The sequence below is a fragment of the Microbacterium sp. NPDC076895 genome (genome assembly GCF_040687115.1).
Taxonomy (GTDB): Bacteria; Actinomycetota; Actinomycetes; order Actinomycetales; family Microbacteriaceae; genus Microbacterium.
In genome coordinates, this window is sequence record NZ_JBFBMQ010000014.1 from 37,339 (window position 1) to 51,448 (window position 14,110).

General features: G+C 67.4%; 16 protein-coding genes. All 16 read right to left on the reverse strand.

Annotated features, from left to right (window positions below):
* Positions 1 to 55: 55 nt before the first annotated feature.
* On the reverse strand, positions 56 to 1,669 hold the full coding sequence (lnt, locus tag AB0O89_RS12070) for an apolipoprotein N-acyltransferase (RefSeq protein WP_363497871.1): 1,614 nt from the start codon (positions 1,667 to 1,669) through the stop codon (positions 56 to 58).
* Positions 1,669 to 2,610: a cytochrome c oxidase assembly protein gene (locus tag AB0O89_RS12075; protein WP_228179426.1), complete on the reverse strand. Its 942-nt coding sequence runs from the start codon at positions 2,608 to 2,610 to the stop codon at positions 1,669 to 1,671. The genes lnt and AB0O89_RS12075 overlap by 1 nt, the downstream gene beginning before the upstream one ends.
* Before the next feature lie 22 nt (positions 2,611 to 2,632).
* Entirely contained in the window at positions 2,633 to 2,893 is a 261-nt protein-coding gene (locus tag AB0O89_RS12080; protein WP_363497875.1) for a zf-TFIIB domain-containing protein, read from the reverse strand.
* On the reverse strand, positions 2,890 to 4,581 hold the full coding sequence (locus AB0O89_RS12085) for a cytochrome c biogenesis protein ResB (RefSeq protein WP_363497878.1): 1,692 nt from the start codon (positions 4,579 to 4,581) through the stop codon (positions 2,890 to 2,892). Before AB0O89_RS12085 ends, AB0O89_RS12080 begins: the two co-directional genes overlap by 4 nt.
* Positions 4,562 to 5,326: a cytochrome c biogenesis CcdA family protein gene (locus tag AB0O89_RS12090; protein ID WP_292712527.1), complete on the reverse strand. Its 765-nt coding sequence runs from the start codon at positions 5,324 to 5,326 to the stop codon at positions 4,562 to 4,564. Before AB0O89_RS12090 ends, AB0O89_RS12085 begins: the two co-directional genes overlap by 20 nt.
* Positions 5,326 to 5,928: a TlpA disulfide reductase family protein gene (locus AB0O89_RS12095; protein WP_363497881.1), complete on the reverse strand. Its 603-nt coding sequence runs from the start codon at positions 5,926 to 5,928 to the stop codon at positions 5,326 to 5,328. The genes AB0O89_RS12090 and AB0O89_RS12095 overlap by 1 nt, the downstream gene beginning before the upstream one ends.
* Positions 5,925 to 6,260 (reverse strand): DUF6804 family protein, encoded by a 336-nt coding sequence (locus AB0O89_RS12100; protein WP_363497884.1) that lies wholly within the window; start codon positions 6,258 to 6,260, stop codon positions 5,925 to 5,927. Before AB0O89_RS12100 ends, AB0O89_RS12095 begins: the two co-directional genes overlap by 4 nt.
* The gene (locus AB0O89_RS12105) at positions 6,257 to 6,799 is read right to left on the reverse strand and encodes a signal peptidase II (protein WP_292712518.1); all 543 of its coding nucleotides are present in this window, start codon (positions 6,797 to 6,799) and stop codon (positions 6,257 to 6,259) included. Before AB0O89_RS12105 ends, AB0O89_RS12100 begins: the two co-directional genes overlap by 4 nt.
* Positions 6,789 to 7,295, reverse strand: coding sequence for a hypothetical protein (locus AB0O89_RS12110; protein ID WP_363497888.1), 507 nt, complete (start codon positions 7,293 to 7,295; stop codon positions 6,789 to 6,791). The genes AB0O89_RS12105 and AB0O89_RS12110 overlap by 11 nt, the downstream gene beginning before the upstream one ends.
* A 10-nt stretch (positions 7,296 to 7,305) precedes the next feature.
* Positions 7,306 to 8,325, reverse strand: a complete 1,020-nt coding sequence (locus tag AB0O89_RS12115) for an NAD(P)-binding domain-containing protein (protein ID WP_363497891.1) — start codon at positions 8,323 to 8,325, stop codon at positions 7,306 to 7,308.
* Positions 8,325 to 8,990, reverse strand: coding sequence for a thioredoxin domain-containing protein (locus AB0O89_RS12120; RefSeq protein ID WP_228179433.1), 666 nt, complete (start codon positions 8,988 to 8,990; stop codon positions 8,325 to 8,327). The genes AB0O89_RS12115 and AB0O89_RS12120 overlap by 1 nt, the downstream gene beginning before the upstream one ends.
* Positions 8,991 to 9,081: 91 nt before the next feature.
* Positions 9,082 to 9,549, reverse strand: a complete 468-nt coding sequence (locus AB0O89_RS12125; RefSeq protein WP_228179434.1) for a hypothetical protein — start codon at positions 9,547 to 9,549, stop codon at positions 9,082 to 9,084.
* A 326-nt stretch (positions 9,550 to 9,875) separates the two neighbouring features.
* Positions 9,876 to 10,706: a F510_1955 family glycosylhydrolase gene (locus AB0O89_RS12130; RefSeq protein ID WP_292726264.1), complete on the reverse strand. Its 831-nt coding sequence runs from the start codon at positions 10,704 to 10,706 to the stop codon at positions 9,876 to 9,878.
* Between the two features lie 67 nt (positions 10,707 to 10,773).
* Positions 10,774 to 11,385, reverse strand: a complete 612-nt coding sequence (locus AB0O89_RS12135) for a DUF305 domain-containing protein (protein ID WP_363497896.1) — start codon at positions 11,383 to 11,385, stop codon at positions 10,774 to 10,776.
* 96 nt (positions 11,386 to 11,481) lie between these two features.
* Positions 11,482 to 11,919 (reverse strand): DUF6153 family protein, encoded by a 438-nt coding sequence (locus AB0O89_RS12140; RefSeq protein WP_363497899.1) that lies wholly within the window; start codon positions 11,917 to 11,919, stop codon positions 11,482 to 11,484.
* 35 nt (positions 11,920 to 11,954) lie between these two features.
* Positions 11,955 to 13,961: a heavy metal translocating P-type ATPase gene (locus AB0O89_RS12145; protein WP_228179443.1), complete on the reverse strand. Its 2,007-nt coding sequence runs from the start codon at positions 13,959 to 13,961 to the stop codon at positions 11,955 to 11,957.
* Positions 13,962 to 14,110: the final 149 nt, after the last annotated feature.

Sequence of the window (14,110 nt, forward strand, 5' to 3'; positions counted from 1 at the left end):
GACGGTTCTCCACCTGGCGGGCTGGACCAGGCCTCCGCGACGGGTCTTGGTGCTCTCATAGCGGTGTCGACCTCCGTGGTTCGGCGTGCTTACGCGGGATGAGGGGCCGGACGCGGTCCTGGATCCCGAGCCCGATGAGGGTGATGGCCGCGAGGACGGGGACCAACCCGGTCAGCCACGGCCCGATGAACACGGCTGCGGTGAGCCCGGTGCGCAATGGAATCGTGCTGATCTCCGCGGCCGTGGTGTCGACGCCGACGCTGTCGGTCGTGCCGCCGCCGGGCGCGATGACTTCGCTGGTGCCCACGGTGGAGACGTTGACCACAGTCCGGCCGGTTTCGATGGCGCGCATTCTCGCGAAGGCGAGCTGTTGCAGGTTCTCGTCGGTCCCTCGGAAGTCGGCGTTGTTGGTCTGGAACACGTAGAGTTCCGCGCCGGCGCGGGCACCGTCCCAGATCACCTGGTCGTAGATGACGTCAAAGCAGATCGCCAGCCCGACACCGACGTCGTTCACGGTGACGATCGGCGGGTTGCTGCCTGGGGTGTACTCCCGCTGGATCAGCCCGACGAGGTCCGGGGCGATGCGTTCATACAGCCAACGGTCGGGGACGTATTCGCCGAACGGAACCGGGTTCACCTTGTCGTGCCACTGGCGGGCATCGACATCGGCTGTCCACAGCAGCGACGTGTTGAACACGTCCGCACCGCGGGTGGTAGCCGCGTTCATCAGCAGTGGCGCCCCCGCCTCGGCCACGACACGGTCCAGCCGAGTCGCGACCGTGGGTGTCCGCAGGGGGTCAGCATCCACGCTGCCTTCCGGCCACACCAGCAGGTCCATCTGCTGTCCGAGCAGCGGTCGGGAGGCGGCTGCCTGCACGTCGAGCATTTCGCCGGGTGCCTTGGTGTCGAAGTAGCCGGCGGGGCCATTGCCCTGAACCCACCCGACCCGAAGCGTCCCAGCGTCAGTGGTGGGAAATTGCGGGGTTCCGACGAGGACGAGTGTAAGGATCGCGGCGGGGATGATCCCGCGCAAGAACCGAATGCCGCCCGCGCGAACCCATTGCAGAATGCCCGCGCACAGGGCCACGACCAGCAGACTCAGTCCCGTCACTCCGGTCCATGAGACGGCCTGAACCAGGGGGCCATCGACCTGTGTCATACCAATCCGCAGCCAGGGGAATCCACCGTAGGGCCACGACCCCATCACGACTTCACGCGTGGCCCAGAGCCCGCCGATCAGCAGCGGCACGGCGATCAGCTGCACAGCTCCACGCGATCGATACCGCTCCGTCCACCGGTAGGCGAGGGTGATCGGGATGGCCCCGGCACCGAACAGCACGGCCTGCAGGCTGGCGAGAGCCACCCAGGGCACCGGGCCAAGGAACTGCCCGACCCAGACCAGATGGGTGAAGAAGAACACGACGCCGAAAACCGTGCCGACCAGGAATGCGGTGAGGGCGCTGCGGCCGATCAGGCTAACCAGGGACATCGTGACTGCCACCAGCGCCAACGGCCACCACCCGATCGCCGGAGTGGCCAGATCCAGCACGAACCCGCCAGCACCAGCCACCGCAATCGCTGCCCACAATGGCAGCCGTGCCGTGCGACCCAGAGGGGGCGCGGTGGTCGTTTCCGGCGGAAACGCGGTGGCGAGAGTGGTCGTGGCCATCAGCTGCTGTCCTTTTGACGAAGCGTGTCGAGGTAGGCGTTGTAGGCGTCGAGTTCGGGGTCGCCATGGGTGTCGGCGTAGCGGGCGGCAGCGGCATCCCGGGCGGTGTCATCGCGGAACCAGCGGTGCATGACGAAGATCAGCATCAGCAGGGTCGGCGCTTCTCCGTATGACCAGGCCAGGCCGCCGGCGAGACGCTGGTCCTCGATCGGATCGATGCCCAGCGCCAGCGTGGGCGCGGCGAACGCGTCGACGAGCAGAGTGGTCGCCACCATCAGGAACACCCCGAAGAACGCATGCAGGGCGGCCTCGGCGAACACGTCCAGCGCGCGACCGCCATGGCTGAGTCGCACCGGCAGTGGGTCGGCGGAGAGCACCGGGATGGTGAACAGGATCCCGGCCACCAGGAACCCGACCTCGAGGCCCACGTGTCCCCCGGGTGCTTGGAGGATGCGGTCGGCGGCATCGGCGAGGTACAGCCCGTAGAACGCGAACAGGTACAGCGGAAGCGCCACCCAGGGGCTCAGTGCCCACCGCGCGACGCGGCTGCGCAGTCCCGCGTGTGCTATGCGGAGCATGAGCCGGCCGAGCCCGTGGTGGGGTGTGGCTCGAAGCAGGAGTGTGCCCGGGGATCCGAGCACCAGCAGCGGGGGGATGGCCATCATGAGGGTCAGCTGCTGAAACATGAACACCGAGAACAGTGCGTACCCATATGCCTCCACACCCAGACCGGTGACCGCAGCCAGAGCAACGCAACCGAGCAAGAAGCTGACCGTGCGCCACACCGGCCACCGCCGCCGGCCGATCCACAGTCGGATCGCGCCGGCGAGGTAGGCGGCAGCAAGCACGGCGGCGACCAGCGGCAGCAGCGGGAACGGCAACGGCGCGGGGCTGAGCAAGCTAAGCAAAGTCGGCGGCGTGCCAGGGATCCAGTCGTTCACGATGTCATGTCTGGTCAGGCGATCAGAAGTCGAACAGCTCTCCCAGGAGCCCGTCGCGGCGACGACGCCCGTTCCGGCCCTGGTGCGAGTCGCCCCTGTCGTGGCGGACATCACGGGTACCGGGTTCCGGATATCGCGGGGCACGGGTGTCGGTGGCCCGGTCGAGGATCTTGTCCAGTTCGCCGCGGTCCAGCCAGACGCCGCGACACCCGGGGCAGTAGTCGATCTCGACGCCGGCGCGCTCGCTCACCAGCAGCAGAGTGTCATCAACGGGGCATTTCATCGGGTCTCTCCTTCGGGGTTCGCGCCGCGCGCGCGGTTCAGAGCGGCGGCGTGGTCGTTCGCGATATCACGGACGGCCGTGTGGAGCGTGGGGTCTTCGCCGCGGGCGAGGCCCGCGTATTCGACGTGTACGCCCGCGGGGACGGTTCGGGCTTTGACCCAGATGCGTCGGCGGGGCACGAACAGAGCGGCGAACAGTCCCGCCATGGCGAGAATCGCAAAGGCGAGCACCCATCCGCTGGTGGGATCGTGCTGGATCTGCAGTGACGCGAACCGCTTCACCGGCTCCTGCTCGGACGCTGCCTCCCAGGTGATCGTGCCCCACCCGTTGGGCAGGTTGACGGTGGCGCCGGGGGTGAGCTCGAGGGAGTCCAGCCCCGTGTCGCCGCCGGTGTGCTGGGTGAGTCCGTCGACCTCGAGGGTGTACACCGACCGGGGTGTGCCGTCATCGATGCCGAGGTCTCCGCTGAACACGTTGAGAGTGAGCACCGGGTTGACCACGTCCGGGTAAACGGAAGTGAACGCTCCGGAGGGAAGCACACCCTGAGTGGGGTAGAAGAAGCCGACCAGCCCAAGCTGCTCGGGAAGCCCGTCCGGAATCTTGATGATCCCGAGCGATGTCATGTTCGAGTCCTGCGGCAGGAACGGCTGCGATTCGCTCCACACGACCTCTCCTGCGGCGTCACGGACGGTGAGGGTGGGAGCGTAGCCGTTGCCGAGCAGGTAGATGCGGTCACCGGCGACGGTGATCGGATAGTTCACGATCACGCTCTCGGTCCGGTCGTCCCGACCGGAACTGCGGATCGTGACGTCGGCGGAGAAGTCACCCGCTTGCCCGGCACCGGGCATGCCGGGCAGCTGATAAGAGACCCGGAAGTCGTCGAGGGTGATCGAGTACGGGGCCAAGCGGGTGCCGTCGATGAAGCGGCCGGGGTTGAAGGAGGAATAGTCGCTGAGCGCGTTGACGAACGTCGTGCCCTCCACCACGACCCGCTGGCCGGTGTAGGCGAACCCGCCGCCGATCGCGACCGAGACGAGCACCCCGACCAGCGCGATGTGGAAGACCAGATTGCCGGTCTCCCGCAGATACCCCCTCTCGGCCGAGACCGACGCCCACCCCGGCTCGTCGTAACGGTGGACTCGGTAACCGGCTCGACGCAGCTGGTGCTGCGCTAGCCGTACCGCATCCCCGGCCGGATCCGCAGTGGCATCGTCGGTCGCGATCATCGTCTCCTGATAGTCGACCAGGCGGGACAGTCGTGCGGGAGTGCGCGGCGGCACGGACCGGAGCGCCTTGTAGTGGTGCTTGGCCCGGGGGATGACGCAGCCAATGAGGGATGCGAACAGCAGCAGGTAGATCGCAGAGAACCAGGGGGACGAGTACACATCGAACAGGCCGACCGCGTCGGCAAGGGGGAACACGTCAGGGTTGTCGCGCTGCCACTGGGTGACCCCGTTGGGGTCGGCGGTGCGCTGCGGGAACAGCGACCCGGGGACGGCGGCGATCGCGAGGAACAGCAGCAGCACCAGGGCGGTGCGCATGCTGGTCAGCTGCCTCCACGCCCACCGGGCCCAGCCGCCCACACCGAGGGCAGGACCGTTGATCTCGGACGGGGCGTCGGAGTCGCGGTGATCAGCGGGGCGCAGCGGGTCGACAACCGTGCCGGTCTCAGAGCGGGACGGGGACATTGATCACCACCTGCTGCAGAGCGGACATCAGCATGGTCCACAACCCGGTCACCATGAGAACCCCGAGCGACACCAGCAGGACGCCACCGATGATGTTCAGGGCGCGGATGTGGCGACGCAGAAGCGACACCGAGCGCGAAGCCCACCCCCAGCCCATAGCGAGCAGGAGGAACGGGAGACCCAGCCCGAGCGAGTAGGCAAGACCAAGCAGGCCGGCTCGGGTGGGATCGCCGAGGTTCCATGACATCGACAGGATCGCCGCGAGCGTCGGACCGATACAGGGGGTCCACCCCACTCCGAGCGCAAACCCGAGAAGCGGGGCGCCGATCAGGCCGGCGCGGCTCTGGATCCGAGGACGGAGGCTACGTTGGGCGATACCGAAGAACCCGATGAACACCAGGCCGAGGACGATCACAACCGCCCCCAGGAGTCGCGTGAGGATGTTGGCGTACTGCAGCAGCAGGAGCCCGAACGTGCCGCCCAGGATCGTCACGGTGACGAAGACCACCGTGAACCCGGCGATGAACAGGCCCACGCCGAGCAGCAGGCGGGTGCGCTCCGCCCTTACCGTCGACCCGGTCCCGGCGGCACCCGGGTTGCTGCCGGCGGCGCCGCCGAGGTAGCCGAGGTAGCCGGGCACCAGAGGCAGCACGCAAGGGGAGATGAACGAGACCAGGCCTGCGAGGGCCGCGATCGGGATCGCGATCCACAGAGCACCGTCGACGACCAGAGGCCCGGGGTTGATCACGGATTCTCCTCGGCGAGGGTGTCGGCGACCAGGGTGGCCAGGATGGAGGCGCTGGCCAGCTGGCCGATGACCCGGGCAGCGACTCTCCCGTCCCGGTCGAGCACCAGCGTGGTGGGGGTGGCCTGGATCGGGGTGACCTGCGCGAACGCGAGCTTGACCTTGCCGTCGTTGACGTCGATCACGCTCGGGTACGTGACGTTGTTGTCGCGAGCGAAAGACAGGGCGGTGGCGGGCTGGTCGTAGGTGTTGACGCCGAGGAATGCGACGCCTTGGTCCTGGTACCTCTGCCAGACCTCTTCCAGCAGCGGCGCCTCGACGATGCACGGACCGCACGCGGCATACCAGAAGTTCACCACCAGCACCCCGCCGCGGTAGTCGTCGCTGGTCACTCTCTCGCCGGTCTCGGTGAGCCCCTCGAAAGCGACCGGTTCACCGCGGTCGGACTCCAGGATCTGCACCACTTGGAAGTCGCCGGCGATGTAGCCCTTCTCGTTCCCGTCCCGATACTGCTGGGCGAGCGAATCGTTGCTCGCACAGCCAGTCACCACGCTGACCGCCAGCAGCGCGAGGACGGCGGCGAAGACGCGGCGGCGAGTCACGAGCGACGCACCTTGATCATCGCTCCGGCGACCAGGAAGATCACCGCGGCAGCCGGTTGCGCGAACGACCAGAGTGGCCCGGAGAACGGAAACGGGAATAGCGGGTTCCACAGCACCGCTATCGCGGCGAACGCCGGAAGCCACCACCACTGCCTGGCCTGTACGGCGAACCAGCCGACGATGACAGCGAGGATCGCGATGACGAACAGCACCAGGAGGAACCAGTCTCCGCTCATCAGCGCCGGGGCCAGGAACAGGACGACGGCTGCGAGCAGCCCCGGGGCGAAAGCATTGCGCTGATAGACGGACGGCATGCGTTGCTTGGCCATCATGGTCTCCGCGCCTCCGCGACAGGCTCGGGCTCGTTCGTCGCCGCTTCGGCGCGGCGCGCGGTGGCTGCTCCCCGGTGTGCCCAGAGAACGCTGGCGAGGAGGATCACGCCAGCGCCGAGCGCGACGTCGGCGAGGTTGCCGATGAACCAGGTGCCGTAGGCGAGGAAATCGGTGACGTGCCCGACGCCGAACCCGGGTGGAGAGAACAGCCGGTCGATGAGGTTCCCGATCGCACCGCCGAGGATCAACCCGAGTCCCACAGCCCACCACACGGTGCGAGCTCGGACGACGGCGATCACCAGCAGCACCACGGCAGCCACCCCGACGAGCGTCAGCAGCCCGGTGAAGCCAGCGCCCAGGGAGAGGATCGCACCGGGGTTGAACGCGAGCTGCAGTCCGAGCAGGTCACCCAGCAGGGGGATGCGCTGCTGGGTGCTCAGCCCCGACACCGCCGCCGCCTTGGTGGCCTGGTCGATCACCACGACCACCGCGGCGATCATGCAGGCGACCGCGAGTCGGGTGCCGCTGTTACGAGCCATCGGTCTTCTCCTCCGTCGAGGGCTGTGCCCGGGTCGCTTCTGTCGCGGCGCGGTCGCGGCGGCGGCGTTCCCAGGCCACCATGAGCACCACGATCAGTGCGCCGCCGATGATGACCACGCCGCTGATGACAGCAAGCACGGGAAAGAGCTCTCCCCCGCCGGAGGCCTGACCGCCGTAGCCGTCGTCCGTGGATTCGGCGGTGGAACGGATAGGAGATGGCTCAAGCGCCTGCTTCGTGGCGGTGGGCTCGGGAGTGGGGGCACTCTCGGGAACCGCGGCCGATTCGAGGGTGAGCGAGATCTCCTGCGGCGCCACGCCGATGGTCGCGTCAGCATCGGGGGTGGCCGAGACGATGCTGTCATGTGCGGCCGCGGATGATGCGGTCGAGAGCACCATGCCAGCTGCCAGCAGCAGGCTCACCCCCAGGGCGACGAATGCGACAGGACGACATCTGAGCAGCATCGGGGCGGCCTCGGTGGGCGGGGAGGATGACATGGCGTGGCTTTCAGGGACGGTTGATGATGTGATGGGCGATTGTGGTGGCGTCTCGCCAGACCCCGGTGATGGTGTCCGCACCGCGGCCGCTGTACTGCGGCATACCGGCGACGAACAGTCCCGGGATCCCGGTCCGGGTACGGGCTCCCCGCTCGGCGTGCGCGGCATCCGGCAGCCAGTCATCACCCGGTGCGTAGCCGGTGGCGAAGATCACGGAGTCCGGTGAGAGCTCACTGCCATCAGCGAGCGTCACCACGCCGCCGTCTGCGGCAGTCGCCGCGGGAACGATGGAGACCCCGGCGCGGCGCAGCCGCTCGTAGCTGTCGCCGAACACCGGTTCGGGATGCCGCCTGCGGGTGAGCCACGAGACTGCCTGTCCGGCAGCTGACGGGTAGCTGCCGCTCGGCCGGTGCCCCCGCGGGGTGCGTATAGACAAGGTGATCGTGTGAGAAGTGGTCAGCTCACGTGCCAGCTGCACCCCGCTGTTGCCGCCTCCGACGACGAGCACATGTCCCGGCTCGATCTGGTTTGGGTACAGGTAGTCGCTGCTGTGCATCACGACGCCTGGAACGCTCAGGGTCGCAGCCCACTCCGGCACACGCGGATACGCTGCCGCGGCGGTCGCGCACACGACGTTGCGGGTCTGTACGTCCCCTGCGGTCGTGGACAGCAGCAGAGTGGTTCCGGTGCCGGGACGCTCTACTCCGGTGGCGCGGACCCCCCAGACCGTCTCGACACGAAGTCCCCCCTCGACGAAGGCCAGATAGTCGACGATCTCGTCAGCGCGGGGACGCCGACGCTGATCGCCGGGGAGCCCTCGAGGCGGGATCACGCTATGCCGGGCGTCGCTGAGCAGCTCCATCGAATGCCATCGAGATGCCCAGCTGCGCTGCCCCTTGCGAGCCGCGTCGATCACGACGAAATCCTGCTGCGGGCGCAGGCCCTTGGCATTCAACGCTGCGGCAACTGCCAGTCCGGACTGCCCGGCTCCGACGATGATCACTCGTCGGTGCGACAGGCTCGTCTGCATCACCGACCACCGGAGAGGGCAGCCGCGATTGCGTCTTCGAGGTCGTTCAGCGTCTGCAGCTCGAGCTTCTCCCCGCCGACGAAGAACGTCGGCGTGCTGCCGACCCCCAGAGCGCGTCCCTCGTTGAAATCGAGCTCCACGCGTTCGGTGGTGGCGGGATCGGCAACGGCCGCATCATAGGCGGTCATGTCCAATCCGAGCTGTTCGGCGAAGCCGCGGAACAGCTCGGCACGAGACTCCTGCGCCTCACCCCACTCCGCCTGTGTCTCGAACAGTCGGTGATACATGTCCTCGAATCGGTCCTGCTGTGCGGCAGCCTCCGCGGCGATCGCCGCGTTCTTCGAGTTGAAATGACCGGGCAGCGGGAAGTATCGCACCACGTAGGTGATCTGGCCGGCGTACCTCTCCCGGATATCCTCGACGATCGGGTAGAACGCGCCGCACGCCTCACACTCGAAGTCCAGGAACTCCACCACCGTCACCGCATCCGGACCACCGTCATCCAGAACGTGCGAGCTCTCTCCCACCACGGAGGTGCCGGTGCTGCTTCCTTCGCCGGGAGGCGGGGTGGGGTTCTGATTGACCAGCGCATAGATGATCGCGACCAGCACCATCACGACGACCACAGCCAGAGTGACCAACGTCGCCTTCACAGGGGTTTTCATTCGAGTACTCCAAACCAAGACACGACACATGACAGAACCCGGGCGTGAGCCCGGGGCGAATCGCCGTCCCGGAAGGACGGCACGCCGAATGTCAGGTTCGGGAGATGCTCAACTGCGTCAGCGAAAGGATGCTCACCCGCGAAATCGTCGACGGGTGGGGAAAGAGCGAGAGTACCCGCGGCCAGATCCCACGATCAGGGAGGACGCGGCTGCGCCACAGCCGGTAAGTCAGCACCGCGAGCACCAGCCCGCACAGCATTCCCAGAACACACAGCGCTGCCCCCATCAGCGCGCTGGCCCCCGAGGATTCGCCAACCACCGTCTGCTGTTCTCTGCCGTCGCGTGCATCGGTGGCGCCGCCACTCAGCGGCTCGACGTGCGGGTCCACGAGTGCGGACATTCCCAGCGGCACCGGCGTGGTGCCATCGGTCTCGAGGTGTCCAGCAGCGGCGATGCCCAACATCAGCAGGAGCGCCAGGCCGAGAGCAGTAACGATCCTCGTTATCAGAAGACGCTCGCTCAGCACGGCTGCGCGCTGAGTTCGAGTCGTCGGGGTCATCACCAAAAGCCTACCGTGGGCACCCATTCTAGGCTATGAACAGGCTCAGACACCGACCAGCTGACGCTCCTTCACCGCCGCGAGCTCCTGCCCCCGGCCACGCCGTGCCGAAAGGTCCTGCTCGTGTCGGACGATTGGGCTGCCCGGCGCATCGTCGGCGCGACATGCCGGATCCGACTCGGGAGTGGTCGGCCTGGCAACTACTACTGTAGGAACCGCTGGAAGATGTCCATGTGGCCCGTGTCGGGGATGGATTTACAGCGACAGATGGCCGCCGATTCGCCTCCACTCTCCGGCTTGAGTTGTCCATGAGACGACCGCGTGCCTCACTGACGCGGTGAGGGCAGCAGGCTGAGTCCGCTGTCGTCGACGACGAGCACGTCGCCCTCGTCGGTGATCGTGATGGCTTGGGCAGTGCCGTGTACGGTGCCGACCTCCTGCCATGACCCAGCCCCCGTGACGGTCCAGATCGTGTCGTTGGCATCAACGCCGACCAACCGCTGGCGGTCCGGGGAGGCTGCCATGAGGAACAGGTTGGGTGCGTCGGTGAGAGCCGCGAAGCTCTCACCGCGGTCCGTGCTGACCTGCGGGCCGTCAGGAGTGACCGCGATGATCCGACCGACTGCATCCACCTCCAGACCGAAGGCGAGCAGGGTGCTACCGGTGGGCGACCACGAGACACCGCCGTCCGTGCTGATGAGCACGGCGCCGTCTCCGGCGTCTTGCCCATAAAGGGTGCCGTCCGGGCCGGCGGTGAGGGCGTGGAAGTCTTTCTCTCCGGTGAACGCGACCGGCTCCCAGGTCTCGCCGCCGTCTTGGCTGCGGATGATGCCGAGGTTCCTCTCCCCCAGCTCGGCGGGTGTGTTGCGGCCGGGGTGGCCGGAAGCGATCAGATCCCCATTCAGCGCGGTGAGCCCCATCGCGTCGAAGTCGTTACCGCCGACACGAGGACCGATCTCGCCGTCCGCGGTGGCAGTGAAGATGCCTTCGTGGGTGCCGAGGAGGAACCCGTCCCCGTCAGGTGCGGGAACGATGGCGTGCACGTGGGCAACAACCTGGGCGTGTTCGGCACCGGTGGAGGGCGGTGCAGCAGCTGCACAGCCGGTGAGAGTCAGAGCAGAAAGCGCGACAAGACTCGTTGTCGCGCGAAGGGGCATGCGCATACGCACCCTTTCGAGTCCAGGGTGAGGACGCCCTCGGGTGGGGCGTCCTCACCGGGTGCGGTCAGAGCTGCGCGAGCAGCTCCTGCATGGTGGCGATCTCCGCGGTCTGCGTGTCGATGATGGTCTGCGCCATCGCGATCGCGTCCGGATTCTGCCCGTTATCGACTTCATCCTGCGCCATAGTGATGGCGCCTTCGTGGTGCATCGTCATCTGTTCGAGGAACAGCCGCGACGCCTCCGCTCCGGTAGCCGCTTCCAGCGCCGCCATGTCGTCGCCGCTCATCATGCCGCCGCCGTGGTCCATGCCTTCCATGGAGCCGGTGTCGCTATCGGCACCCCACTCTTCCAGCCATGATTGCAGCTGGTCGATCTCGGGCTGCTGGGCGGCTTTAATATCGGAGGCCAGGGTGAGGACACCCGGGTCGATGCCTTCCTTGTCCAGGACCACGTCCGACATCTCGACGGCCTGTTCGTGGTGCGGGATCATCATCTGCGCGAACATCACATCCGCGTCATTGAAGTCCGCCGTCGCGGCAGACGAGGAGGACGACGGGGCCGAGCTGCCGTGGTCCATGCCAGGCATGGACTCTGAGCCGGAGTCGCCGGCGCAGCCCGCGAGAGTGAGCGCAGCGGCGAGGGTGAGTGCGGCGGTTGCCGCGGTACGAATCTTCATCAGAGTTCTCCAATACAGGGGTACGTGAAGCAGCGCCGGTCAGGATGACGGGCGTGCGGGTGCAAGAGCCAGCACAAAGGTCCGGCCCCGGACGCATCACGTACGGCTGATGCAGAGAACGGTGAGTGAAGGAGGCCGCAGGGCCGGCCCGGTAAACAGCGCCGACGCGACCGAGGATCTTGGTCGAGGGAGGATCGACAACCATCGCATGGCCGCGCCGGGCCGCACCAGCAACAGCACGGTCACCAGCAATGCCAGCACGCACGCCATCGCGAGCATGGTGGAGTGTCCGTTGCCGCAATCCGCGCACGGCTCATCAGTTGCGGTGGTGCCGGCGTGGTGATCGCCGGCACCTGTCGTGGCAGAAGCGGTGGCGGTGGTCTGATGACTGGTGTCGGTGGCGGTGTGGGTGTTGAGGGAATGCATGGCCAGCAGGCCCACGATGATCGCGCCGGTGACTGCGACGAGCAGCAGGAGGGTGCGAGCCATGGAGCGGCCGGTGTGGACCCGGTCCGTCAGTGCGATCAGCGACATGTCACCTCCCTCCCTTACACGCTACGTCAGACCGGTCAGCGACGGATGACCGCGTCGGGGCTGAGATCCAACCGGCGCAGCAGCTGAGCGTTGAGAGCGACGACGATCGTGGACAGCGACATGAGGATCGCGCCCACCGACATCGGCAGCACGAACCCGATCGGGGCGAGGATGCCGGCGGCCAGCGGCACCGAAATGAGGTTGTACCCGGCAGCCCACCACAAGTTCTGCTTCATCTTCCGGTAGCTCGCGCGGGACAGCTCGATCACCGACAGCACCGAGCGGGGGTCATCGCTCGCGAGGATGACGCCGGCCGACGCGATCGCCACGTCCGTGCCGGCACCGATGGCGATACCGACATCCGCCTGCGCGAGAGCGGGCGCGTCATTCACACCGTCGCCGACCATCGCGACCTTCCGGCCCTCATCCTGCAGCTGCTTCACCTTGGACGCCTTGTCCTCCGGCCGCACACCCGCGAAGAACCGGTCGATGCCAAGTTCAGCGGCCACGGACGCGGCGACGGCCTCGGCGTCGCCGGTGATCATCACGACCTGCACGTTTCGGGCGTGCAGTGCGTCGATCGCCTGCCGGGACTCGGGACGGATCTCATCGGCCAATCGGAGCGCGCCGGCGACCTTCCCATCAACGAGGACGTGCAGGATGATCGCACCCTCCTCCCGCCAGGCGTCCGCGATCGGCAGCTCCTGGCCACCGGTCTGCTCGAGCAGGTACGGTCCGCCCACCTGCACCACCTGGCCGTCGACGGTCGCGCGGACACCGACCGCGGGTGAGGACTCGAAGTCCGTCGACCTGGGCACGGACAGGTCCTTCTCCCGCGCGGCGGTGACGATGGCACGGGCCAGCGGATGCTCGGAATCAGACTCCGCAGCGGCCGCGAGAGCCATCAGCCGGTCCGCATCCATCCCGTCGACCGGTTCCACCGCGGTGACGGCGGGAGCGCCCTTGGTGAGAGTGCCGGTCTTGTCGAACAACACCGTGTTCACGGTGCGCATACTCTCCAACGCCAGACGGTCCTTGATCAACACCCCGCCCCGGGCAGCGCGCTCGGTGGCGATGGACACCACCAGCGGGATCGCCAGACCCAGGGCGTGCGGGCAGGCGATCACCAGAACCGTGATAGTGCGAATCACCGCGTCATCGGGGAGCCCGACTACCGTCCACACGACCGCGGTGATGGCCGCGGCGATCAGCGCGAACCAGAACAGCCACCCGGCGGCACGGTCGGCGAGACGCTGCGCTTTCGAGGACGAGTTCTGCGCCTCGGTAACCAGGCGTTGGATGCCGGCGAGGGCAGTGTCCTCCCCCACCGCGCTGATCTCGACACGGATTCCGGAGTCGGTGGCGACGGTGCCGGCCACGACCGCGTCCCCATCGCTGCGGCGGACCGGCTTGGATTCGCCGGTGATCATCGACTCGTCCATGCTCGCCGAACCCTGCACCACCCGACCGTCAGCCGGAACCCGCCCACCAGGGCGGACCACTACAACGTCACCGACCTGCAGATCCGCGGGCGCGACGGTGACAGTGGTGTCCCCGTCGACCTTCTCCGCCTCGTCGGGGAGGAGCGCGGCGAGGGAGTCCAGTGCCGAGGTGGTCTGCGCGAGCGACCGCATCTCGATCCAGTGCCCAAGGAGCATGATGACGATCAGCAGCGCCAGCTCCCACCAGAAGTCCAGCTCGTGATCCAGCAGCCCGAGACTCGCCCCCCATGACGCGACGAACGCGACGGTGATCGCCAGCCCGATCAGCAGCATCATGCCGGGCTTACGGGCACGCAGTTCGCTGACCGCGCCGGTCAGGAACGGGGCACCACCCCACACATACATGACGGTGCCGAGAACCGGGGAGATCCACCCCACCAACGCTGCGTCGGGGAGGGAATAGCCGAGCAGCATCGAGAACATGCCCGAGAACGCCACCACCGGGACGGCGAGGATCAGGTTGATCCAGAACAATCGACGGAACCGTGCGACATGGTCCGCGCCGTGCCCGGCATGCCCACCATGAGCACCGTGCTGCATCCCCGCGTGCGCGCCGCCGTGTCCCTCATCAGGGCTGTTCTGCGTGGTGTGGTGTGCGTGCGGGTTGTCGACGGTGTCGGATTCGGCGACGGTCTCGCGCAGCTCCTGCGCAGTGTCATCACCGCCGGCGCCGGTAGCCGTGGGGTGGT

What these genes read in the sequence shown, in the direction of transcription:
- lnt (WP_363497871.1), bottom strand. Translation starts at nt 1,669, where the DNA reads ATGGCCACGACCACTCTCGCCACCGCGTTTCCGCCGGAAACGACCACC.
- AB0O89_RS12080 (WP_363497875.1), bottom strand. Translation starts at nt 2,893, where the DNA reads ATGAAATGCCCCGTTGATGACACTCTGCTGCTGGTGAGCGAGCGCGCC.
- AB0O89_RS12085 (WP_363497878.1), bottom strand. Translation starts at nt 4,581, where the DNA reads ATGTCCCCGTCCCGCTCTGAGACCGGCACGGTTGTCGACCCGCTGCGC.
- AB0O89_RS12100 (WP_363497884.1), bottom strand. Translation starts at nt 6,260, where the DNA reads ATGATGGCCAAGCAACGCATGCCGTCCGTCTATCAGCGCAATGCTTTC.
- AB0O89_RS12105 (WP_292712518.1), bottom strand. Translation starts at nt 6,799, where the DNA reads ATGGCTCGTAACAGCGGCACCCGACTCGCGGTCGCCTGCATGATCGCC.
- AB0O89_RS12110 (WP_363497888.1), bottom strand. Translation starts at nt 7,295, where the DNA reads ATGTCATCCTCCCCGCCCACCGAGGCCGCCCCGATGCTGCTCAGATGT.
- AB0O89_RS12115 (WP_363497891.1), bottom strand. Translation starts at nt 8,325, where the DNA reads ATGCAGACGAGCCTGTCGCACCGACGAGTGATCATCGTCGGAGCCGGG.
- AB0O89_RS12120 (WP_228179433.1), bottom strand. Translation starts at nt 8,990, where the DNA reads ATGAAAACCCCTGTGAAGGCGACGTTGGTCACTCTGGCTGTGGTCGTC.
- AB0O89_RS12125 (WP_228179434.1), bottom strand. Translation starts at nt 9,549, where the DNA reads ATGACCCCGACGACTCGAACTCAGCGCGCAGCCGTGCTGAGCGAGCGT.
- AB0O89_RS12130 (WP_292726264.1), bottom strand. Translation starts at nt 10,706, where the DNA reads ATGCCCCTTCGCGCGACAACGAGTCTTGTCGCGCTTTCTGCTCTGACT.
- AB0O89_RS12135 (WP_363497896.1), bottom strand. Translation starts at nt 11,385, where the DNA reads ATGAAGATTCGTACCGCGGCAACCGCCGCACTCACCCTCGCCGCTGCG.
- AB0O89_RS12140 (WP_363497899.1), bottom strand. Translation starts at nt 11,919, where the DNA reads ATGTCGCTGATCGCACTGACGGACCGGGTCCACACCGGCCGCTCCATG.
- AB0O89_RS12145 (WP_228179443.1), bottom strand. Translation starts at nt 13,961, where the DNA reads ATGCAGCACGGTGCTCATGGTGGGCATGCCGGGCACGGCGCGGACCAT.